Raw genomic sequence first — 20,696 nt, 5'->3', positions numbered from 1 at the left:
AATGTAGCACTATAATGGACTGTAAAAGAGAACCATATATTTACGAAAAAAGCAGACCATATGCCGCGCTATCAGCAAATTGCCCGCCAGTTAAAAACGGCCATTGAACGTGGGGAACTCCAGCCCGGCGCCAGACTGCCGTCCAGCCGTACCTGGTCGCAGGAGCTGGGTATTTCGCGCTCGACGGTGGAAAACGCCTATGCGGAGCTGGTGGCGCAGGGCTGGCTGGAGCGGCGGGGGCAAGCGGGAACGTTTGTCAGCGCACAGTTGCAGCCGGAACAGGCGTTCAGCGAACCGGTGGTCTTTGCCGGAGAAAGTACAGTCCCTCAGCCCTTTCAGATGGGGCTTCCCGCGTTAGATCTCTTTCCGCGAGACATCTGGGCGCGGGTGATGGGGCGACGATTGCGCACGCAGACGCGTTTTGATCTGGCTCTCGGCGACGTCTGCGGTGAAGCTGTGCTACGCCAGGCAATCGTGGATTATCTGCGCGTGTCGCGCAGTATTGACTGTCTGCCCGAGCAGATTTTTATCACCTCAGGCTATGCCGCGTCGATGACCCTCATCCTGCGCGCGCTGGCCGCGCCGGGCGATGGCATGTGGATTGAAGATCCTGGCTTTCCGTTGATCCGTCCGGTGATTGAACAGGAAAACGTCGCGCTGCTGCCGGTTCCGGTCGATGACGACGGACTGAATGTGGCGACCGGGATCCGCAACTATCCGGATGCGCGTTTTGCATTACTCACTCCGGCCCATCAAAGCCCACTCGGCGTCGCGCTGTCGTTATCGCGACGTCATCAACTGCTGGAGTGGGCATCGCATAGCCAGGCGTGGATTATTGAAGATGATTACGACAGCGAGTTTCGTTATCACGGCAAACCGCTGCCGCCGCTAAAAAGTCTGGATGCGCCACAGCGGGTGATTTACGCCGGTACGTTCAGCAAATCGCTGTTCCCCGCTTTACGCTGTGCATGGCTGGTGGTGCCAGTAAACCAGGTGGGCCGTTTCCGTCAGCAGGCGGTACGGATGGCCTGTAGCGTGCCGCTGCTCTGGCAGCAAACGCTGGCGGATTTTATCCGCGATGGGCATTTCTGGCGGCATCTGAAGAAAATGCGTCAGCACTATGCGCAACGAAGGCAATGGACGGAAAGGGCGCTCGGCGAACAGGGATTTCACGTTGTGCCGCAAGAGGGCGGAATACAGCTGGTGATTACTGTTGACGGTGACGATATCGCGCCGGTACGCAAAGCCAATGAGGCGGGCCTGGCCGTTCAGGCCCTAAGTCGCTGGCGGTTGAATACATCGGGGATGGGAGGGATATTGCTGTCGTTCACTAACATCGCTTCGCCTGAAATCGCGTGTCAGGTGGCAACGCGGTTGCGGCAGGCCATCCAGTCAGCGCTTTAGTCGAGTTTATGCCAGGCCGGACAAGCGTAAACGCGATCCGGCGCCGGCCTCATCCTTAGCGACGAAGACTCAGCAACGCCCCGACGAAGATCCCCACCGCCGCCGCTGTACCGATGCTACACCAGGGTTTATCACGCACAAACGTATCGGCGCAGCCTACGGCGTCACGGGCGGCTTGCTGCACGCGCGTCCGGCCATGCATTTTCGCCCGCGTCTCTTTCAGCAGCGCCTGCGCTTTACGCCGTGCTGTATCCGCTTCATCCTTCGCATCGCTGCCCAATGACTTCAGTACGGCTTCCAGACTATCGGCTAATTGATTGACGTCATTATGAATATCCTGCACGCCATCATCTACGTCGTTTCGGTTCGGTCGGTTAAACATATGATCCTCCAGTGATTTTGATGTGACTTTCAGTTTAGTCGATATTTTTAACTTCTGAGACGGCTCACGGCGTTATTGCGCGTTTATGGACTTTTCTGAAAGCGTTGCTAATGCTGAATCAGGTAAGGTAAGCCCGCAGTAAAAGATAACGAGGAAAAAATATGTATTTACGACCTGACGAGGTGGCGCGCGTACTTGAAAAAGTGGGGTTTACCGTCGATGTGGTGACACAGAAAACGTACGGTTATCGACGTGGCGAGAATTATGTCTATGTTAATCGCGAAGCGCGTATGGGACGCACCGCGCTGGTGATCCATCCGACATTAAAAGAGCGCAGTTCTTCGCTGGCTGAACCGGCGTCTGATATTAAAACCTGCGACCATTATCAGCATTTTCCGCTTTATTTAGCCGGGGACACCCACGAACACTACGGAATTCCTCACGGCTTTAGTTCGCGTATTGCGCTTGAGCGCTATTTGAATGGACTGTTTGGCGAGGCGAATTAATTAAGCGACTGGCACAGCCAGTCGCCGAGTCGTTTCAGGCTTTAACCTGTTGGTAGCGACTCACCTTAAACAGGCGGCGGCAATAATCCAGGAAATAGCCATATACCGCCCCCATCAACATCGATATCACGATATTAGAACTGACTGCGGCGGTAATTTGATGCCAGTCAGCGCCCACCGTTAGCAAAATAGCGACATAAACCGGGGACTGGAAGGTGACATAAGCCAGCACATCCGCCAGGTTTTTCAGCCAACCCGCAGAACCCACTTTACGCGACGCCTTCATAAAGAGATCACGATACATTCCGTAGGGCCAGGCGATCAGAATGTTGACCGGAATAGCGACCAGTCTGGAAGAAAGTGATTGCTCAAAGGTCATTCCGGAGAGGAATATCTCGATCAACATGTTCACGACAGAACAATAGACAACCATCGCGAACGTATCTGCTACAGCATGACGCAAGCGTGACTGTGGTGAGAACATGCTAATGCTCCTTGTAAAAAGGGGTAAAATCGCCGTTAAATGAGTTTTCGTTAGTGGTTTGTCGCGGTGTTTTCGCTTGATGATAGAGTATATTGCTGCCTTGTAACTATCAACTAGCGGAATGTTTTTATTTTTACACTTTTTGTCGATAAAATACTCTGTAACCGCCTGATTTTTGTACCGGATAGAGTTTTTGTTGTCGATATGTATTAAATGATTAAAAATCAATTGGTTATGTGATGGATCGGGTCGAGGGGTTTCCATGTAAGGCAAAAACCGCATTCTGTGTCCGATGAGCCGGTATGGAGATTATTCGTCAGAGAATGAGAAAATGGGCCGGGATATTATTCAGGGTATAATAACGGGAGGTGGTATTTCCTCTGTTATATTCCAGGGGCTGGAAAATGCTCTGATAATATAATAAACTGCACAGTGTAATAATTTGTTTTAGCGTTAAAGGATTTTAATTATTATGAATTTGATGTTACAGAACTTAAATAATATTCGTACATTACGCGCCATGGCTCGCGAGTTCTCCATTGACGTTCTTGAAGAAATGCTGGAGAAATTCAGGGTCGTCACTAAAGAAAGACGTGAAGAAGAAGAACAGTTACAGCGTCAGCGCGCTGAACAGCAGCAGAAAATTAATACCTTGCTGGAAATGATGAAGGCCGACGGAATTAGCCCGGAAGAGTTATTCGGGAATGACGTCGCGACCATGCGAGTGGGTAAAAAACGCCAGCCGCGTCCGGCGAAATATCGCTATACCGATCTTAACGGGGAAAGTAAAACCTGGACCGGTCAGGGGCGTACGCCAAAACCGATTGCCCAGGCACTGGCGGCAGGTAAATCGCTGGACGATTTTCTGATCTAATTCTGTAAGCGGTGAGGTGATCCTCACCGCTTATTTCCCCACTATTGTTTCCCGCTATTATTGAGGACGACGGTTCCACGGCATTTTGTCGAGCAGTCGTGCCATGCCACAAAAGCCAGTCAGTCCGGCAAACAATAATCCCGCGCCCACGAATCCGCTGAGCAAGAAAAAGCCACTGTTGACGCTGTACCCCAACACAACGCCCAGTAAGGCCAGCCCGCCTGCGGCAATTTGTACCTGACGCATCAGCGGAAGCGGCTGTGATTTATCTTCCGCCGTGGGGAAACCCGCCGCTTTCCAGCCGTCAATGCCCCCTTCCAGCAACAAGGCTTCTGCCGGTGCGGCAAGAGCCTGCAATGTCGCCGCATTGTTTTGTGTCCGTTTCCCGGACTGACAATGGAATATAACTTGCTCACCTCGCAGCCTGGCTGGAAAGCCCCCGTGTTCGAGAGCGCTCAGCGGTGCGAGATGGGCCTGCGGAATATGTTCACGCAGATATTCGTCGGCATCGCGAATATCAATCAGTCTGGCTCCTTGCTCAATACGAGCCTTTGCGTCGCGCGGGGAAATCGTCCCGATGGTCATGTTCACTCCTTATGGACAATAGACGTTTTTCAATGTGGCAATGAGTGAGTTCACCGCTGCATTTTTAATGAAATAGAGGATGCGCTGGGCATCGCGCTGGCTGCCAATCAGTCCTTCTTCGCGCATTTTTGCCAGATGCTGTGAGGTGGCCGACGGGCTTAACCCGGTGGCGCGTGCCAGATCGCCCGCGCTGGTGCCCGGTGAGCCGCAAAGCATACACAGGATCAGCAGTCGCTTAGGGTTGCTCATCGCTTTCAGCAGGGCCGCCGCCTGTTCTGCGCTGGCCTGGAGTTGTTCAAGTTCGCTCATATGTATTTTAGGTTTTGCTAAATTAAGTAAATTCTAAAATAAAAGTGAAACGCCTGCCAGCGTAAAAAACGTAAAAGAGGGTAAAAGCGAGAGTGATGACTGGCGATCTCCGCTAAGCTCGCTACGCTTAGGGATAAAATCCCTTTTTAAACAATAAGTAATTTTTCTTTTTGGAGTGTGTATGGGTTTCTGGAGAATTGTATTTACGATCGTTCTGCCGCCGCTGGGTGTCCTGCTGGGGAAAGGGTTCGGCTGGGCCTTCATCCTTAATATTATTCTGACGCTATTGGGTTATATCCCGGGTCTGATTCACGCGTTCTGGGTGCAAACCCGTTCTTCAACGCTTTCTTAAGCGTCATGACACCGCCCGATAGCGTGACGTTATCGGGCTGCACCGGTCGTCGCGCCGCCAGAATTTTAAGCGAAACTTTCTGCTACACTTCGTGAGTGTTAATTGTCAATGATCGAGGTGGATATGGGACTTTTCAACTTTGTAAAAGACGCCGGGGAAAAACTGTGGGATGCAGTCACCGGCAATCACGATAAAGACGATTTAGCAAAAAAGGTGCAGGACCACCTGAATAAAACCGGTATTCCGGATGCCGACAAGGTCAATGTACAAATTGCCGATGGCAAGGCGACGGTCACTGGCGACGGATTAAGCCAGGAAGCGAAAGAAAAAATCCTGATTGCGGTCGGGAATATTTCCGGGATTGCCAGCGTGGAGGATCAGGTTAAAACCGACGCGCCTGCCGCCGAGAGTCAGTTCTATACGGTGAAATCCGGCGATACCCTGAGCGCTATTTCGAAACAGGTTTACGGCAATGCCAACCTGTATAACAAAATCTTTGAGGCGAATAAGCCGATGCTTAAAAGCCCGGATAAAATATATCCCGGCCAGGTGCTGCGTATTCCGGAAGAATAAGTGCCGTCAGGATTTTTGCGCCAGCAGTTTACCGTTCATGGCCTGCTGGATAATAGGAATCGGCGTCAGTAAATGTTGGCGCATAAGTTCACTGGCGCGCGTCGCATCGCGCGCCAGAATTGCTTCGGTCAGCGTCTGATGCTGAACGTGTTTATCTTCCAGCATTTCAACCGACAAGACCGTTTTTCGCAGCCAGATAAACCGATAGCGCGCGGCGAGATCAAACAGCCGTTCACGCATTTGCAGCAGATACTGCGAACCGCATCCGGTAACAATAGCGGTATGGTATGCCTGATGGCGTAAATCCCACTCATCCAGCAGGTGTTCACTGGCGTCGCTGGCCTCAAGCTTGCTGAGCATGTGGGCGCGGGCGAGGATCTCGGCTTCCCATTCGTCACCGCCGCGTTCAATCGCCAGACTTACCAGCATGGCTTCCATATTGGCGCGGGCGTCGAAAATATCGAGCAGTTCCTGCTCTGACATGGACGCCACCCGATACCCTTTCTGATTCACCACCGTGACCAGCCGTTCCGCCACCAGATGAGAAAGCGCCTCCCTGAGCGGCCCAACGCCAAGAGAATAGCGTGAGGTTAATAAACTCATGCGCAGTTTTTCATCAGGCTGATAAACACCGCGAATAATATCGTTCTTCAGCCAGCGGTATCCATCTATGGCCGTCGGATGGGAAATGGCGGTCATGGTCTTACTCCTGAATCGTGTTCCCGGCCTGCGCCGGGAAATCATTTAACGGGTATTTTGCAGCGGTGTCTTTTGCCACAATACCAGTTTTTTCCAGCGCGACATAATCGGCACGGTGCAAATAATCCCCAGCCCCAGCAACCCTGTGGAAATCACTTCCAGCTGTTGCGCCGGGCGGAAGAGCATCACAACCAGCACAAAGATGATAAAACCAATCACCAGCCAGGTCAGCCATGGATAGAGCCACATTTTCAGTTTGATCTCGCCGCCTTCCGCCAGCAGGATTTTGCGCATCCGCAGTTGAGAAACGGCGATAACCAGATACACCAGCAGGGCGATGGCGCCGGAGCTGTCAATCAGGAACTTAAACACTTTTGCCGGGGCATAATAGTTCACGACTACGGTTAAAAACGCTGCGCCGGTTGAGAGCAGCACCGCCACCCAGGGGGTTTTGCTGCGATTGATTTTGCCCATCATGGCCGGCGCGTCGCCACGGCGGCTCAGGGAGTAGAGCATTCGCGACGCGGTATACAGCGCAGAGTTCAGGCAACTGGTTACCGACAGCAGGATCACACAGTCCATAATCAGTTTGGCGTGCGGAATATGCAGCAGTTCCAGCACCGACTGATAGGAGCCAACCTCTTTCAGACCCGGCATGTTCCACGGGATCAGGGCGACGACGACAAAGATCGAACACAGATAGAAGATCGAAATACGCCAGATGACCGAGTTAGTCGCGCGGACGATGTGCTTATCCGGCGTGTCGGATTCGGCGGCGGCGATGGTGACAATCTCAGCGCCCATAAATGAGAACATCGTGATCAGCATGGCGCTCAGCACCGCGCCAAAGCCGTTCGGCATAAAGCCGCCATGATCCCACAAGCGCGAAATACCGCTGACTTCAGCGTAAGGGTAAAAGCCGCTGATCGCCGCCGCGCCGAGGGCGATAAAGGCGAGGATGGCAATCACTTTGCACAGCGCCAGCCAGAACTCAAACTCACCGTAGTTTTTGACGCTCAGCAAATTACTGCCGGTTAACGCCAGCGTGATAACCAGCGAGAACAGCCAGATTGGGACGCCGGGGACCCAGGAATTGAGAATGATCGCGGCGATATTCGCTTCAAGCGGGATCACCAGCACCCAGAACCACCAGTATAACCAGCCGATGGTGTAGCCTGCCCAGCGCCCGATGGCTTTATCAGCGTAGGTGGAAAAGGAACCGGTGTCCGGCGTGGCGACGGCCATTTCGGCCAGCATCCGCATGATCATCACCACCAGTAACCCGGCGAACAGATAGGCCAACAGGACCGCAGGCCCGGCCTGGGCTATCGCCACGCTGGAACCCACAAACAGACTTGCGCCGATAACCCCGGCAATAGACAGCATGGTGACGTGGCGTGATTTCAGCCCGCCCCCTAAATCATGTGATTGCGACAGTTGCCCCATCTTATGACCTCTTTATTGTTATTGAGCCGTTTGCCGGATGGCGACTCCACCTTATCCGGCCTACAAACCACGCCGACTCTGTAGGCCGGATAAGCGAAGCGCCATCCGGCAATGGGCTGCAAGGGTTAACCTTGTTTCGCCTCATCAAAACACTGGGCGATAATGTCCAGCCCCTGGCGGATTTGCGCATCTTCAATGGTGAGCGGAACGAGGATGCGCAGCACGTTGTAGTACGGCCCACAGGAGAGCAGGATCAGCCCTTTGTCGCGGGCGCGTGCGACGATCTCCGCCGTCAGTTTTGCATCCGGCTTGTTATGGTCGCCGTCTTCGAACAGTTCAATGGCGATCATGGCGCCCAGCCCACGAACGTCGCCGATTTCACGATGCGTTTCAGCTATCGCCAGCAGACCGTTGCGCAGGGTTTTGCCGAGTTCGTTCGCCTTTTGCAGCAGATTTTCCTGCTCGAAAATGTTCAGTACCGCCAGCGCGGCGGCGCAGGCGATCGGGTTACCGGCATAGGTGCCGCCCAGCCCACCCGGCGGGATGGCGTCCATGACGTCGGCGCGTCCGGTCACGCCCGCCAGCGGAAAGCCGCCGGCAATGGATTTGGCGAAGGTGGTGATGTCCGGCGCCACGCCCATCTGCTCCATCGCGAACAGCGTACCGGTACGCCCCGCGCCACTCTGCACTTCATCGGCAATCAGCATGATCCCGTGCTCGTCGCAAATCGCGCGCAGGCGCTGCATAAAGGCCGGAGAGGCGGCGTAAAAACCGCCTTCGCCCTGTACCGGTTCAATCACGATGGCGGCGATATCTTCCGGCGCGGCATCGTTTTTAAAGATGCGGTGAATGCTGGCGATGGCGTCATCTTCGCTAATGCCGTGCAGGGCGCACGGATAGAGCGCGCGATAGACGTGACCCGGCATCAGCCCCATTCCGGCGGAGTACGGGTTCACTTTCCCGGTCAGTGACAGGGTGTAGTGAGTGCGACCGTGGTACGCGCCGCTAAAGGCGATCGTCCCCGTACGTTTCGTTGCCGCGCGGGCGATCTTCACCGCGTTTTCCACCGCTTCGGAACCGGTGGTGACCAGCAGGGTCTTCTTGGCGAAGTCGCCCGGCACTTTCTGGTTCATGATTTCGCACAGTTGCAGATACGGCTCATAGGCCAGCACCTGGAAGCAGGTATGGGACAGTTTTTTCAGCTGTGCTTCGACTGCCGAGACGATCTGCGGGTGCAGGTGTCCGGTGTTCAGTACCGCAATGCCGCCGGCAAAATCCAGGAACTCACGGCCTTCCACGTCCCAGACCCGACAGTTTTCCGCGCGCTCGGCAAAGATCGGGTGAATCTGTCCTACGCCACGCGGGACGGCATGAGTGCGACGCTGCATTAATTCGTTATTGGTGCTCATCAGGTGTTCTCCAGTCGATTTATTATTAAAGGCCAATGCACAGATATTTGATTTCTAAGTAATCTTCGATGCCGTATTTGGAACCTTCACGGCCAAGGCCGGAGGCTTTGATCCCGCCAAACGGCGCGACTTCGTTCGAGATAATGCCGGTATTAATGCCGACGATGCCGTACTCCAGCGCCTCGCCAACGCGAAAGACACGGCTCAAATCGCGGGCGTAGAAATAGGCCGCCAGACCAAACTCGGTGTCGTTGGCCTGTCTGATCACGTCGGCTTCATCGGTAAAGCGGAACAGCGGGGCCAGCGGGCCGAAGGTCTCTTCTTTGGCGACCTTCGCGTTGTCTGGCACGTCCACCAGAATGGTGGGCTGGAAGAAATTGCCGCCCAGCGCGTGCGGTTTCCCACCGCTAATCACCCGGGCGCCTTTTTCCAGCGCATCGGCAATATGTTCCTGCACTTTGGCGACCGCTTTCTCATCAATCAGCGGGCCGGTGGTGACGTCGGGAGCCAGACCGTCACCGAGATGCAGTTTTTCCACCGCCTGCTGCAGTTTCTCCGCAAAGCGCTCATAAACGCCGTCCTGCACATACAGACGGTTAGCACAGACGCAGGTCTGCCCGGCGTTGCGGAACTTGGAAGCCAGCGCACCTTCTACCGCTTTATCAAGGCAGGCATCGTCAAAGACGATAAACGGCGCGTTACCGCCCAACTCCAGGGAGACTTTTTTGATGTCTTTGGCGCACTGTTCCATCAACTGGCGGCCAATTTCCGTCGAACCGGTGAAAGACAGTTTGCGTACCAGCGGATGGCTGGTCAGTTCGTTACCGACGGCGCCCGCCGAACCGGTGACAACGCTGAATACCCCCGCCGGGATCCCGGCGCGGTTTGCCAGTTCCGCCAACGCCAGCGCGGAGAACGGCGTCTGGCTGGCGGGTTTAAGCACCATCGTGCAGCCTGCCGCCAGTGCCGGACCGGCTTTGCGGGTGATCATCGCTGACGGGAAGTTCCACGGCGTAATGGCGGCAGTGACGCCAATGGGTTGCTTAATGACGATCAGGCGTTTGTCGGCCTGGTGTCCGGGAATGGTGTCGCCATAAATACGTTTGCCCTCTTCGGCAAACCACTCAATAAAGGAGGCGGCGTAGCTGATTTCCCCTTTGGCCTCGGCCAGCGGCTTGCCCTGTTCCAGGGTCATCAGACGGGCGAGATCGTCCTGATGTTCCAGCATCAGATTGAACCAGCGACGCAGAATATTCGCCCGCTCTTTGGCGGTGAGGTTGCGCCAGGCGGGCAGCGCGCGGTTAGCGGTCTCAATGGCGTCGCGGGTTTCCGCGCGGCCCATTTTCGGCACGCTGCCCAGCGTCTTGCCGTTAGCCGGGTTGGTCACCGCAATGACTTCGCCGCTATCGGCATCGCGCCACTGGCCGTTGATCAAGGCCTGCTGACGGAACAACGTCGGATCGTTTAGTTGCATGATGGCTTCCTGTCTGAAAAAAGGTTAACGGGTGAAAGCGGCGTGTAATGTGTCCACGCTACGTGCCGCACGCAGCGTGCGTCCGGGATTGCTCTGGTTTGCCAGTAACGTCTGTACCTGACTGACGATGTGTGCGCCGATAGGCAGCGCTGACGTCGCCGCCGGAGAGGGGGCATTACAGGTGTGGATTGAGCGCGGCGTGGTGACAAACAGAAAATCGTCAATCAGCTTGCCGTCCGGCGAAACGGCCTGGGCGCGGACGCCTGCGGGCCACGGTTGCAGATCGTTTAGCGTCAGGCTCGGGCAGTACTTTTGCACCAGTCGCAGATAGCCACTCTTACACAGCGAGTTTTTCATTTCGCTTAAACCGGCGCGCAGGTTGTTTTGCAGGACCCGACGAATGCCGGAAGAACCGAGGATCTCCAGCGTATCGCTGAGTGAAAAGTCGCGTTTGCGATAGCCCTCGCGCTTAAACGCCAGCACCGCATTCGGCCCAACCGTGACGCTGCCGTCGATCATGCGGGTGAGATGGACGCCGAGAAACGGCATCGCCGGATCGGGGATCGGGTAGATCAGATGGTTGACTACCTGATTGTGTTCCGCCGACAGACGGAAGTACTCGCCACGGAACGGACAGATGATAAAACCTGGCTCGACGCCGAGCATTTTCACCAGCCGATCGGCCATCAGTCCGGAGCAGGTAATCAGCGTCGACCCTTCAAATTCCTGCCCCTGGCGGGTACGCACCACCACGCCCGAGGCATGCTCTTTCAGGGCGCTGACGTCGGCGTTGTAGATAATCTCGCCGCCTCTGGCCTGGAAGATTTTCGCCATCGCCGCCGTGACCTCCCGGTAGTTGACGATCCCGCTGGACGGTACAAAAATGCCGCCGAGTCCGGTGATGTTTGGTTCGCGCTCGCGCAGTTCCTGCGCATTCAGCCACTCGCGCTCTAAGCCGTTGGCCGCGGTGCGATCCCACAGGGCGCGCATCCGTTCCATTTCCAGTTCAGAGGTCGCGACCAGCATCTTGCCGCAGGTGTCGTAGCGGATGCCGTTTTGATCGCAAAAGGCTTTGGTCGCACGGTTACCGGCGAGACAAAACTGCGCCTTCAGACTGCCAGGGGTGTAATAGACCCCGGCATGGATCACGCCGCTGTTGTGGCCCGTCTGATGACAGGCCGGGCCGGACTCTTTTTCCAGCAGTGCGATGCGAGCGTCCGGATAGACCTCAATTAACTGCATGGCGGTCGACATGCCAATAATGCCGCCGCCAATAATCACAAAATCATACATCCGCTTGTTCCTTCACGCTTACTGGTGAGTCTGGTAGTGGTGGGTGGAATAAGCGAAGTAGCCGCGCTGGCGCATGAGTTCGCGGCGCAGGTCCGGGTGCGAGGTAAAACGATCGCGGCCGTGCAGCCAGAACAGGTTGTTGATCAACAGGAATTTACCCACCGACACCGGAACGGACAGGATGTTTTTGCTGGTTTCCAGCGCATCAGACAGGTCGCTCAGCCAGACACCTTCTTCAAAATCTTTCGGCTGCACAAACTGGTCGATGTAGCGCATGACCGGGCGACCCTGTTGGTCGACGTCAAATACCGGGTGGAACACATCATGGCTGACGTTCTTGCTGGGCGGCGCAGCGAAGCGCATCGGACGGCGCGCCAGTGGGTGGCTGAAGTACTCGTCAAGATGCTCCCAGTCGTCAAGATGCAGCAGCAGCGAGTTGCCGCCAGTCATGTTTTGCTCGTCGATTTTCATCATCAGCACGTAATCGGTGATCTCTTCGACGTAGGTGCCGTCGTTATGCAACTCCATCACGCGGTGCGGCTGGCGCAGATAGCTGTCTGAGTTATCGACGTTTTTTACCACAAAGCGCGCATAGTACTGGCCGCTCATGGCATCAAAGTTGGAGCGTCCAACCAGATGCGCCACCGCGGTTGCCAGCTTGACCATGTCGTCAGCCTGCGCCACGTCATCGACGCCTTCGGCGTTAATCAGCAGCGCACCCTCAGCGCGATCGAGCAGCGTTTTCAGCAGCAGCGGCTGCAGCTGGTTGTCGCACAGATCGTCGAGGATCTTGCCCACTTTGAAGCGCAGGAACGATTTGTATTCCAGCGCCTGCACTGGCCATTGCGCGACCTGCCGAAGAAAGTGTTCCGTCGTCCGGGCGGAAAAGGTCAGTTCCCGCAGACGCGGGGACTGGGCTGACGGTTTCAGCGTAAATCCGTTGTCAGGTTGGCCTTGATCTTCAGCGTTTGGTTTAACGGCAGTCAGTGCATTCATCAGAATCGATCCTCTCAGTAGATGGTCAGGGAGACATGGCGAAGCTCATTTCGTAGCCATAAATTAAAAATATCTACATTTTTAAGAAACGCGCACAAAATGAACTTTTTGTTTCTTTTTTGTGATCAAAAACAACAAATATTTAACATTATTAAATGCAGGGATAAGTGGATACGTACCGAGAGAAAAGGGCGGAAAAGGTTGAGGAAACCGCCGGTTAGCCTACACTAACGCCGGTTGCGGTGTGTCTGATGAGCGAGGCTCGGAATAAACATGTTGATTAAAAACCTCTTTCGTCGGGTGAAGTGGGTCAGTTCCGGCCTGTTGGCGTTGATCAAACACGTGGTGCTGACGCTGCTGGTGGTACTGATTATTTTCCTCGGCGTGCGGGTGTATCAGACAGAGAGCGGCCCTGACCTTCATCCCTGGCATACCTGGCGCGGGAATGAAATGAACGCGGAGGCGCTGGATAACGCCACCTTTGCGCAGTATCAGGCACGGGAAGCGGCGCTGTTTGCCGATCTGCAAAAACAGGTAGGCGATACGCTGAGCCCGGATGAGCAGACGCCGATCAACCGTTTCTGGTCGGGCAGTCGGGTTGCTCCGGCGCAATTTACCCCCAACTGGAACCGCTCATTCGTGTTGATGCCGCAAGGCAAACCGCGCGGCGTTGCCGTGATGCTGCATGGCCTGACCGACTCGCCCTACAGTCTGAAATATGTCGCCCGGATCTACCAGCAGCAGGGATTTATCGCCGTGGTGCCACGCCTGCCCGGACACGGTACCGCGCCAGGCGCGTTAACGGCGGTCGACTGGGAAGCGTGGCTGGCCACGACGCGTCTGGCGGTGCGTGAGGCGACGCGACTGGCGGGTAACGAGGTGCCGCTGCATCTGGTGGGTTACTCTAACGGCGGCGCGCTGGCGCTGAAATACACGCTGGACAGTCTGGACGACGCCACGCTGCGACGTCCGCGTCAGGTGGTACTGCTGTCGCCGATGATTGGCGTCACGTCATTCGCCCGTTTTGCCGGGCTGGCGGGGTTGCCGGCGCTGTTTCCCGCCTTTGCCAAAGCCGCGTGGCTCAACGTCACGCCTGAATATAACCCCTTCAAATACAATTCGTTTCCGGTCAATGCGGCGCGGCAGTCTTATCTGCTGACCAAAGCGCTACAGCAGCAAATCGTGCAGGATGCGCAGAATACGCGACTTCGCGATCTGCCGCCGGTGCTGACCTTTCAGTCGGTAATGGACTCCACCGTCAGCACCCAGGCGGTAGTGGAGTCGTTGTATCGCTATCTGGGGCCTAACGGCAGCGAACTGGTGCTGTTTGATATCAATCAGGCGGCTAACCTGCGTCCTCTGCTGCGGTCGTCCTCTTATACCGCCGCTGCGACGCTGTTGCCGTCCGTACCGCGAGCTTACCGCACCACGGTGGTGACCAATGCCACGGCGGAAACGCTGGCTGTGGTGGCGCGTGACACCCTCGCCGGAGCGCGTGACGTGCAGGTTCAGCCGTTACAGGAAGCTTGGCCGCAGGAGATGTATTCGTTGTCGCATGTGGCGGTGCCCTTTCCACTGACCGATTCGTTGTATGGGTTGAAGCCGGATGCGTTGAATCGCTATGGGTTGAGCATTGGCACGATTGCGCTGCGCGGAGAGACCTCCACGCTGCTGGTGGGGCTGGATACGTTAATGCGTGTCACCTCGAATCCGTTCTTTCCCTATATGAAGGAACGGATTGAGGCGGTTGTCGGGGGCAGCGTTAAGGATTGACGTCGTTGCCGGATAACAACTCCACGCGTTTTATGCGACCTGGGTTGCGGGTAGGCCGGATAAGCGAAGCGCCATCCGGCGAGGCGTTACCCTATATCCACCTGCGGTTTGGTGTTGCGCTTACGAAGGATCCGTAACAGCGGCGGGATCACAATCACCGCAATGGCCATCACCAGCAGCGTTTTGGTCACGCCGCTTTCCCACAGAATCGCCATATTGCCGTTGCTGATCGACAACGCACGGCGCAGGTTTTGTTCGAGCATTTCGCCCAGCACAAAGCCTAAGATCAGCGGCGACATTGGGAAGTGCATTTTGCGCAGAACGTAGCCCAGCACGCCGAGCGCAACCATCAGTACCAGATCGAAGGTTGTACTGTGTACGGCGTACACCCCGACCGCCGACACGGCCGCGATAGCCGGTACCTGGAACCACAGTGGGATGGTCAGCATCCGGGTGAACAGGCCAATCAGCGGGATGTTCATCACCAACAGCATCACGTTGGCAATCAGCAGGGCCGCAATCAACCCCCAGACGATATCCGGTTGTTCGGTAAACATCGCCGGTCCCGGCGTGATGTTGTACAGGGTTAACGCGCCCATCATCACCGCCGTGGTACCGGAACCCGGCACGCCCAGCGTCAGCATCGGAATAAACGAGCCGCAGGCCGACGCGTTATTCGCCGCTTCCGGCGCGGCAACCCCACGAATATCGCCTTTGCCGAAGCTGTCACTGTTGCCGCTGATTTTTTTCTCGGTCATGTAGGTAATGGCGCTGGCGATGGTGGCACCCGCTCCCGGCAGCACGCCGACGAAGAAGCCAATCACCGACGAGCGCAGCGTCGCGCCAACGCACTGCGCGCCTTCTTTGGCGTTGAACAGCATTCGTCCCGTTTTACGCACCAGTTTCTGCCCGCTGCTGGTATGTTCCAGCATGAGCAGGATTTCAGAAACGGAAAACAGACCGATCACCACGACGATAAACTGCACGCCGTCAGAAAGGTGCACGCTGTCAAAGGTAAAGCGATAAACCCCGGTGTTGGCGTCAACGCCGACGGTTGCCAGTCCCAGACCAATCAGCGCCGCCAGAAACGATTTCAGCGGGTTTTGCGCCATCATGCTGCCAAGACAGGCAATCGCAAAAACCATGAGCGCGAAGTACTCTGCCGGACCAAACGCCAGCGACCATTGCGCCAGTAAGGGGGCGAACAGAATGATCCCGCCGATTGCGATAAGTGAGCCAAAGAAGGAGCTGACCGCTGAAATGGAGAGCGCGACGCCGCCGCGCCCCTGTTGCGCCATCGGGTAGCCGTCAAGCGCGGTCATAATTGCCGCCGCATCGCCGGGCACGTTGAGCAGAATCGACGAAATGCGTCCGCCGTATTCGCAACCAATGTAAACCGTTGCCAGCAGGATCAGCGCCGATTCCGCTGGCAAATGCAAAGCAAAGGCCAGCGGTAACAGGATCGCCACGCCGTTGATCGGCCCCAGACCCGGCAGCAGGCCGACAATGGTGCCGACGAAGCAGCCGATCAACGCGATCACCAGGTTTTCAGGGGTCATTGCCACCGCAAAACCCTGAGAAAGATATATCCAGGTATCCATCGTTTCTCCGTTAACTCAGCCAGGCGCCGAGCGGTAAGGTGACATCAAGCAGGCGGTCGAAGGCGTACCACAGGGCGACGCCGAGAATTGCGCCGGAAAGCCCTGCGGCAGGCAGGGTGGCGCCAAACAGAATGCCAATCACCAGCGTCAGAATGGCGGTGGCGACGGGAAAGCCCAGCCACTCAAAGCCCCAGGCGTACATCAGCAGGACGATCACCATCGTTAACAGTTTTTGCAGGACGTGTCGGCGCGGCCAGTCCACGACGTCCGGATGGCGCAGCAGCATGGCCAGCGCGCACAGCGCCATCAGGCCGATAATCCCCAAAGGGAAGGGACGGGGACCGACCGGCTCATAGCTGTATTCACTCTGAATTTGCCAGGCGATGAACAGCCCTGCGATGCAGAGCAACAGCCAGATACCGGCGAAAATACGATCGCTCATGGTTCTCTCCATGCTTATTTCGCCAGGCCAAAGGCTTTCGCCTGATCGCGATAACCGGTCACCTGTTTTTTGACGTACTCGTCGAGCGGTTTGCCCGTCATGTTGAACTCAAACAGGCCGCGCAGATCGCGCTGCTTTTTGAACGCGTCGGTCTGCTGGAGTTTTTCAAATGCCTGCACCCACCATTGATACTCGGCATCACTGACTTTCGGGCCGACATAAAAGCCGCGAATGATGGGCCAGACCAGGTCATAACCCTGCTCTTTGGCCGTCGGGACGTTGGCGAGCTGGCCCGGCAAGCGCTCTTCAGAGAAGACGGCGAGGACGCGGATTTTATCGCCGTTCAGATAGGGCACCATCTCACTGAGATCGCCGGAAACCACCTGTACGTGATTGCCCATCAGCGCGGTGACCGGTTCGCCGCCGCCTTCAAAGGCGACATAGCGCATCTTGTGCGGATCGACGTGAGCCTGTTGTGCCAGCAGCGCCGATTTCATCCAGTCCTGGCTGCCAATAGAGGCTCCGGCGCCAATCACCACGCTGTTGGGATCTTTTTCCATCGCGGTTAACAGATCTTTCAGCGACTTCCACGGTGAGTCGGCGCGCACGGCGATCATGCCGTAGTCCGTACCGACGCTCGCCAGCCAGCGCACATCATCCACGCCGTAACGACCAAATTTTCCCTGCGACAGGTTCAGCAGCGAGCCGCCGGAGAACGCCACGACCGTCCCCGCTTCGGCGGGACGCTGGGCAACGATGGCGTTGTAGGCGACCGCGCCCACGCCGCCCGGCATGTAAGTGACGCGCATCGGTTTCTCGATAGCGCCTGTTTCCATCATGCTTACCTGAATCAGTTTGCAGGTAAGGTCAAAGCCGCCGCCCGGTTTCGCCGGGGCGATACATTCGGTACGCGACGGCGCTTCTTGTGCCAGTGCAGAGGTGCTCATCAGTAAAACGCTTGCAGCAAGGGTACGAACGAACTGTTTTTTCATTATTTATCCTCACGCCGGAGAACCGGATGGTAGGGTTCGGAAGACTATTTTTTGATTATGTGAACCAACATGTAGCGGTTCAGTTGCGTGATTGTTAAAACATTAACCTTTCATTTCCCTTTCAATGCGGCAGAAACTTTACAGGATGTGATATGCGTCTCTTATTGGCGGAAGATAACCGTGAGCTGGCTCACTGGCTGGAAAAGGCGCTGGTGCAAAACGGCTTCGCTGTGGACTGCGTGTTTGACGGACTGGCTGCCGACCATCTTCTGCATAGCGAAACCTATGCGCTGGCGGTTCTGGATATCAACATGCCCGGGATCGACGGACTGGAAGTGGTGCAGCGTCTGCGTAAGCGTGCGCAGACGCTGCCGGTGCTGCTTCTGACAGCGCGTAGCGCCGTGGCGGATCGGGTAAAAGGGCTGAATGCCGGAGCGGATGATTATCTGCCCAAGCCCTTCGAACTTGAGGAACTGGACGCCCGGCTGCGGGCTTTGCTCCGGCGTAGTGCGGGACAGGTACAGGAGCTTCAGCAACTGGGCGATCTGGCGTTCCATGACGAAGGGTATTTCTTGCTTCAGCAGCAACCGCTGGCGCTCACTCCGCGTGAACTGGCGCTGTTGACGGTGCTGATGTATCGCAGAACGCGGCCGGTATCGCGCCAGCAGTTGTTCGAACAGGTCTTCAGCCTGAACGATGAGGTCAGTCCCGAAAGTATCGAACTGTACATCCATCGTCTGCGGAAAAAATTACAGGGCAGCAATGTGCGGATCACCACTCTGCGCGGACTGGGATACGTGCTGGAGTGCGGCAATGAGGTGGGCTAAACCCCAGTCGTTATACCTGCAACTGCTGCTGTTTCTTGGGCTACCGCTGATCCTGCTGTGGGGACTGTCGGCGTTTAACAGCTACGTCAGCGCGCTGCAGGCGGCAACGCAGGCCTATGATCGCACGCTGCTGTCGTCAGCGCGCACGGTGGCGGAGCGGCTGGTGGTGCGCCACGCGAAGCTGGAAGTGAATGTTCCGTGGGTGGTGCTGGACAGCTTTGAACTGAACATGAATGACCGGCTGTACTATAAAGTGGTGGATCCGGCGGGGAAGGTGATTTCAGGTTACGACGACCTGCCGGCGATGCCGCCTTCCACTTCCCGGACGCAACACTATCCTGCGCTGGCCTGGTTTTATCATACGCAATATCAGGGACAGGCCATTCGCGTGGCGCGTCTGTTACAACCGGTGAACGAGGGCGGCATTGTCGGGATGGCGGAGATCTACGTCGCAGAGACGCTCCAGTCGCGACGTTACCTGGCAGGACAACTGCTGTTTTCGTCATGGGTAACGCAGGGGCTGTTGGTGTTGCTGACGCTGGTGCTGGTCGGCTGGCTACTGCGCCGCGTGCTGCGGCCGATGCGCCAGCTCTCCTCACTGATGGTGCGCCGTGAACCGGAGCTCCTGACGCCGTTACCTGAACTGCTGCCCTGGTCGGAGACGCGGCTGCTAATTGTTGCGTTTAACCGTTATCTGGATCGCCTGCGCGCGCTGATTTCACGTCAGGAACGGTTTAGCGCCGATGCCTCTCATCAACTGAAAACGCCGCTGGCCGTATTGAAAACGCAGGCCGCCGTGGCGCTTGCCAGCGAACAGCCTCAGCAGTGGCACGAAAGTTTACGGGCGATGAGTACGACGCTGGACAACACCATTCTGCTGACGGAAAGGTTGTTACAGCTTTCGGCGGTGAAGCGAAAAGAGCAGGGGGAGCGGCAGTTTTTACCGGTCAATCTGTTCGAGGTGGTGCAGACGAGTTGCTTTACGCGACTGGCACAGGCGCGCAGTAAAGGCATCGATCTGGGTTACGAAGGTGCGCAGGAGGCGATATGGGTAGACGGCGATGATGTCCTGCTGGGGGAACTGTGCGGTAATTTGCTGGATAACGCCCTGAAATATACACCGGCGCAAGGGACGGTGACCGCCAGGTTACGACGGGAAGGTGAGGCCGTGGCGCTGGAGGTTGAAGACAGTGGCCCTGGCATCGAGGATGAACAGATTCATCAGGCAATGCTGCCATTCCATCGTCTTGAAAATGCAGGAACGGAAGCCGGAGCAGGCATCGGCCTGGCGCTGGTTAATGATATTGCCCGTTTGCATCGCACTCATCCTCATCTTTCGCGTAGCGCTATTTTAGGGGGGCTGCATGTACGGGTACGCTTTTTAGTGGTCGCGCATTCCCTGACGAAAACGTAAATATTCTTTATAGACAATCAGATAGAAGCAGTTAACACAATACGCTATAAATGCTTTTAGCAAAAAGTGCTTTTCAAAGGCAATTTTTATGCTTTTAAAAAAACGCTAATAATCTTATTATTGCATATGAAATTCCTGGATTCATCTCGGTTTCCCCTTCCATTATACAGATAAATCAAATTGCGTGATCTGGTCCAACCAGGAATTTATTCTCACTCATAATTATTTTCTGATATTTATAACCCGGCTAATAGTTCGGGGGCGTATTGACAGCTTTTTAGGCGAGTGTAAAACTGAGCGCACGAATTACATAAAGATTATTAACCAAACAGCAAGCCGCAATGGCTGCTGCCGAGCCGCTCCCGGCTCGTCACCAGAAGGTCTGAGTCTATCGTGTGGTGTCAGTAACCAACGGGTATGAGTGGATGTTTTGTACAGGGCCACACTTTATATATTTGCATAATATTGATTTTAATTTCTGACGATTGTCTGTGATTCCATTAACGCTCTCTCCGGAGAGCAAATCGTGGATCCTGGATAGTGGTTATTTAATCATGCATGGATACTATTGTCGGAGACAATATGTGAAATCATTATAACACTATCAATAGAGTATTTAATTTAAGACTGTTCAGAATTCATTTCTGAATAGCCCTCTATTTCCCATTTCCAGGTGAGGGAAGCTTATCGATTCTATGTTGCGTATTAAAAACAATTACACCGCGTATAAACATTTTATCAGATTATGAGCAATTTATTATGAACACAAATTATCGCGTTATATGGAATGAAGTTCTCAAGGTATTTCAGGTTTGTTCTGAGCTGGTGAGAGGGAAAAGTCAATCATCAGCAAAATCATCC

Annotated in this window: 21 protein-coding genes and 1 pseudogene; 9 read left to right on the top strand and 13 right to left on the bottom strand. The window is 55.5% G+C overall.

The genetic code is table 11. The features are described 5' to 3' along the window. The first annotated feature begins 60 nt into the window (after positions 1–60). Positions 61–1,404, top strand: coding sequence for a PLP-dependent aminotransferase family protein (locus tag AL479_RS03405; protein WP_061075051.1), 1,344 nt, complete (start codon positions 61–63; stop codon positions 1,402–1,404). A 55-nt stretch (positions 1,405–1,459) separates the two neighbouring features. On the opposite strand, the gene AL479_RS03400 is transcribed toward AL479_RS03405, so the two are convergent. Beyond that, a complete protein-coding gene (locus tag AL479_RS03400; protein ID WP_042999636.1) occupies positions 1,460–1,786 on the bottom strand; it encodes a DUF883 domain-containing protein in 327 nt (108 codons plus the stop codon). A 161-nt stretch (positions 1,787–1,947) separates the two neighbouring features. Here AL479_RS03400 and AL479_RS03395 point away from each other — a divergent pair, with 161 nt between their 5' ends. Further along, positions 1,948–2,292: a DUF2002 family protein gene (locus tag AL479_RS03395; RefSeq protein WP_042326015.1), complete on the top strand. Its 345-nt coding sequence runs from the start codon at positions 1,948–1,950 to the stop codon at positions 2,290–2,292. 34 nt (positions 2,293–2,326) lie between these two features. On the opposite strand, the gene alaE is transcribed toward AL479_RS03395, so the two are convergent. Next, the gene (gene alaE, locus AL479_RS03390; RefSeq protein ID WP_061075050.1) at positions 2,327–2,776 is read right to left on the bottom strand and encodes an L-alanine exporter AlaE; all 450 of its coding nucleotides are present in this window, start codon (positions 2,774–2,776) and stop codon (positions 2,327–2,329) included. 472 nt (positions 2,777–3,248) lie between these two features. On the opposite strand from alaE, the gene stpA reads away from it, so the two are divergent. Next, positions 3,249–3,650, top strand: a complete 402-nt coding sequence (stpA, locus tag AL479_RS03385) for a DNA-binding protein StpA (protein ID WP_061075049.1) — start codon at positions 3,249–3,251, stop codon at positions 3,648–3,650. Between the two features lie 57 nt (positions 3,651–3,707). On the opposite strand, the gene AL479_RS03380 is transcribed toward stpA, so the two are convergent. After that, a complete protein-coding gene (locus AL479_RS03380) occupies positions 3,708–4,235 on the bottom strand; it encodes a rhodanese family protein (protein WP_061075048.1) in 528 nt (175 codons plus the stop codon). Positions 4,236–4,244: 9 nt separating this feature from the next. Continuing rightward, positions 4,245–4,544 (bottom strand): ArsR/SmtB family transcription factor, encoded by a 300-nt coding sequence (locus AL479_RS03375; RefSeq protein ID WP_042999641.1) that lies wholly within the window; start codon positions 4,542–4,544, stop codon positions 4,245–4,247. A 181-nt stretch (positions 4,545–4,725) separates the two neighbouring features. Here AL479_RS03375 and AL479_RS03370 point away from each other — a divergent pair, with 181 nt between their 5' ends. Next, positions 4,726–4,896: a YqaE/Pmp3 family membrane protein gene (locus tag AL479_RS03370; protein ID WP_061075047.1), complete on the top strand. Its 171-nt coding sequence runs from the start codon at positions 4,726–4,728 to the stop codon at positions 4,894–4,896. Between the two features lie 123 nt (positions 4,897–5,019). After that, positions 5,020–5,469: a peptidoglycan-binding protein LysM gene (lysM, locus tag AL479_RS03365; protein WP_061077921.1), complete on the top strand. Its 450-nt coding sequence runs from the start codon at positions 5,020–5,022 to the stop codon at positions 5,467–5,469. Positions 5,470–5,475: 6 nt separating this feature from the next. Here lysM and csiR read toward each other — a convergent pair whose 3' ends face one another. From csiR to glaH, 6 genes are all read right to left on the bottom strand, one after another. Next, positions 5,476–6,168, bottom strand: coding sequence for a DNA-binding transcriptional regulator CsiR (csiR, locus tag AL479_RS03360; RefSeq protein WP_061075046.1), 693 nt, complete (start codon positions 6,166–6,168; stop codon positions 5,476–5,478). 45 nt (positions 6,169–6,213) lie between these two features. After that, positions 6,214–7,614, bottom strand: coding sequence for a GABA permease (gene gabP, locus AL479_RS03355; protein ID WP_061075045.1), 1,401 nt, complete (start codon positions 7,612–7,614; stop codon positions 6,214–6,216). Between the two features lie 125 nt (positions 7,615–7,739). Further along, the gene (gene gabT / locus AL479_RS03350; RefSeq protein WP_061075044.1) at positions 7,740–9,023 is read right to left on the bottom strand and encodes a 4-aminobutyrate--2-oxoglutarate transaminase; all 1,284 of its coding nucleotides are present in this window, start codon (positions 9,021–9,023) and stop codon (positions 7,740–7,742) included. A 25-nt stretch (positions 9,024–9,048) separates the two neighbouring features. Further along, on the bottom strand, positions 9,049–10,497 hold the full coding sequence (gene gabD / locus AL479_RS03345) for an NADP-dependent succinate-semialdehyde dehydrogenase (RefSeq protein WP_061075043.1): 1,449 nt from the start codon (positions 10,495–10,497) through the stop codon (positions 9,049–9,051). A gap of 24 nt (positions 10,498–10,521) precedes the next feature. Continuing rightward, positions 10,522–11,790 carry an L-2-hydroxyglutarate oxidase gene (gene lhgO, locus AL479_RS03340; RefSeq protein WP_061075042.1) on the bottom strand — a complete coding sequence of 423 codons (1,269 nt, stop codon included), beginning with the start codon at positions 11,788–11,790 and terminating at the stop codon, positions 10,522–10,524. An 18-nt stretch (positions 11,791–11,808) separates the two neighbouring features. After that, the gene (gene glaH / locus AL479_RS03335; RefSeq protein WP_061075041.1) at positions 11,809–12,786 is read right to left on the bottom strand and encodes a glutarate dioxygenase GlaH; all 978 of its coding nucleotides are present in this window, start codon (positions 12,784–12,786) and stop codon (positions 11,809–11,811) included. 273 nt (positions 12,787–13,059) lie between these two features. Between glaH and AL479_RS03325 the strand changes: the two genes are divergently transcribed. Beyond that, positions 13,060–14,559, top strand: a complete 1,500-nt coding sequence (locus AL479_RS03325; protein ID WP_061075040.1) for an alpha/beta hydrolase — start codon at positions 13,060–13,062, stop codon at positions 14,557–14,559. A gap of 86 nt (positions 14,560–14,645) precedes the next feature. Here the strand turns inward: AL479_RS03325 and AL479_RS03320 are convergent, their stop codons facing one another. From AL479_RS03320 to AL479_RS03310, 3 genes are read right to left on the bottom strand one after another with little or no spacing between them, the layout of a single operon-like run. Next, entirely contained in the window at positions 14,646–16,160 is a 1,515-nt protein-coding gene (locus AL479_RS03320; RefSeq protein WP_061075039.1) for a tripartite tricarboxylate transporter permease, read from the bottom strand. Between the two features lie 10 nt (positions 16,161–16,170). Continuing rightward, positions 16,171–16,602 carry a tripartite tricarboxylate transporter TctB family protein gene (locus tag AL479_RS03315; protein ID WP_061075038.1) on the bottom strand — a complete coding sequence of 144 codons (432 nt, stop codon included), beginning with the start codon at positions 16,600–16,602 and terminating at the stop codon, positions 16,171–16,173. A 14-nt stretch (positions 16,603–16,616) separates the two neighbouring features. Further along, entirely contained in the window at positions 16,617–17,594 is a 978-nt protein-coding gene (locus tag AL479_RS03310; RefSeq protein ID WP_061075037.1) for a Bug family tripartite tricarboxylate transporter substrate binding protein, read from the bottom strand. Between the two features lie 152 nt (positions 17,595–17,746). Between AL479_RS03310 and tctD the strand changes: the two genes are divergently transcribed. The 3 genes and pseudogenes from tctD to AL479_RS24170 form a co-directional block, all read left to right on the top strand. Beyond that, entirely contained in the window at positions 17,747–18,421 is a 675-nt protein-coding gene (tctD, locus tag AL479_RS03305) for a transcriptional regulator TctD (RefSeq protein ID WP_044255134.1), read from the top strand. Next, complete coding sequence (locus AL479_RS03300; RefSeq protein WP_061075036.1) at positions 18,408–19,835, top strand: sensor histidine kinase; 1,428 nt, start codon at positions 18,408–18,410, stop codon at positions 19,833–19,835. Before tctD ends, AL479_RS03300 begins: the two co-directional genes overlap by 14 nt. 759 nt (positions 19,836–20,594) lie before the next feature. Further along, a pseudogene (locus AL479_RS24170) lies at positions 20,595–20,657 on the top strand (ESPR-type extended signal peptide-containing protein); the annotation flags it as partial. Between the last annotated feature and the right edge of the window lie 39 nt (positions 20,658–20,696).

It is taken from the genome of Citrobacter amalonaticus, assembly GCF_001559075.2.
In the GTDB taxonomy this organism is placed as follows: domain Bacteria; phylum Pseudomonadota; class Gammaproteobacteria; order Enterobacterales; family Enterobacteriaceae; genus Citrobacter_A; species Citrobacter_A amalonaticus_F.
The sequence above is the reverse complement of the archived record's forward strand: the minus strand, read 5'-3'. Positions and strand labels throughout refer to the sequence as shown.

What these genes read in the sequence shown, in the direction of transcription:
- AL479_RS03395 (WP_042326015.1), top strand. Translation starts at nt 1,948, where the DNA reads ATGTATTTACGACCTGACGAGGTGGCGCGCGTACTTGAAAAAGTGGGG.
- AL479_RS03315 (WP_061075038.1), bottom strand. Translation starts at nt 16,602, where the DNA reads ATGAGCGATCGTATTTTCGCCGGTATCTGGCTGTTGCTCTGCATCGCA.
- gabT (WP_061075044.1), bottom strand. Translation starts at nt 9,023, where the DNA reads ATGAGCACCAATAACGAATTAATGCAGCGTCGCACTCATGCCGTCCCG.
- glaH (WP_061075041.1), bottom strand. Translation starts at nt 12,786, where the DNA reads ATGAATGCACTGACTGCCGTTAAACCAAACGCTGAAGATCAAGGCCAA.
- tctD (WP_044255134.1), top strand. Translation starts at nt 17,747, where the DNA reads ATGCGTCTCTTATTGGCGGAAGATAACCGTGAGCTGGCTCACTGGCTG.
- AL479_RS03325 (WP_061075040.1), top strand. Translation starts at nt 13,060, where the DNA reads ATGTTGATTAAAAACCTCTTTCGTCGGGTGAAGTGGGTCAGTTCCGGC.
- alaE (WP_061075050.1), bottom strand. Translation starts at nt 2,776, where the DNA reads ATGTTCTCACCACAGTCACGCTTGCGTCATGCTGTAGCAGATACGTTC.
- AL479_RS03400 (WP_042999636.1), bottom strand. Translation starts at nt 1,786, where the DNA reads ATGTTTAACCGACCGAACCGAAACGACGTAGATGATGGCGTGCAGGAT.
- AL479_RS03320 (WP_061075039.1), bottom strand. Translation starts at nt 16,160, where the DNA reads ATGGATACCTGGATATATCTTTCTCAGGGTTTTGCGGTGGCAATGACC.
- AL479_RS03405 (WP_061075051.1), top strand. Translation starts at nt 61, where the DNA reads ATGCCGCGCTATCAGCAAATTGCCCGCCAGTTAAAAACGGCCATTGAA.
- AL479_RS03375 (WP_042999641.1), bottom strand. Translation starts at nt 4,544, where the DNA reads ATGAGCGAACTTGAACAACTCCAGGCCAGCGCAGAACAGGCGGCGGCC.
- AL479_RS03310 (WP_061075037.1), bottom strand. Translation starts at nt 17,594, where the DNA reads ATGAAAAAACAGTTCGTTCGTACCCTTGCTGCAAGCGTTTTACTGATG.
- gabP (WP_061075045.1), bottom strand. Translation starts at nt 7,614, where the DNA reads ATGGGGCAACTGTCGCAATCACATGATTTAGGGGGCGGGCTGAAATCA.
- lhgO (WP_061075042.1), bottom strand. Translation starts at nt 11,790, where the DNA reads ATGTATGATTTTGTGATTATTGGCGGCGGCATTATTGGCATGTCGACC.
- AL479_RS03380 (WP_061075048.1), bottom strand. Translation starts at nt 4,235, where the DNA reads ATGACCATCGGGACGATTTCCCCGCGCGACGCAAAGGCTCGTATTGAG.
- csiR (WP_061075046.1), bottom strand. Translation starts at nt 6,168, where the DNA reads ATGACCGCCATTTCCCATCCGACGGCCATAGATGGATACCGCTGGCTG.
- AL479_RS03300 (WP_061075036.1), top strand. Translation starts at nt 18,408, where the DNA reads ATGAGGTGGGCTAAACCCCAGTCGTTATACCTGCAACTGCTGCTGTTT.
- gabD (WP_061075043.1), bottom strand. Translation starts at nt 10,497, where the DNA reads ATGCAACTAAACGATCCGACGTTGTTCCGTCAGCAGGCCTTGATCAAC.
- lysM (WP_061077921.1), top strand. Translation starts at nt 5,020, where the DNA reads ATGGGACTTTTCAACTTTGTAAAAGACGCCGGGGAAAAACTGTGGGAT.
- AL479_RS03370 (WP_061075047.1), top strand. Translation starts at nt 4,726, where the DNA reads ATGGGTTTCTGGAGAATTGTATTTACGATCGTTCTGCCGCCGCTGGGT.
- stpA (WP_061075049.1), top strand. Translation starts at nt 3,249, where the DNA reads ATGAATTTGATGTTACAGAACTTAAATAATATTCGTACATTACGCGCC.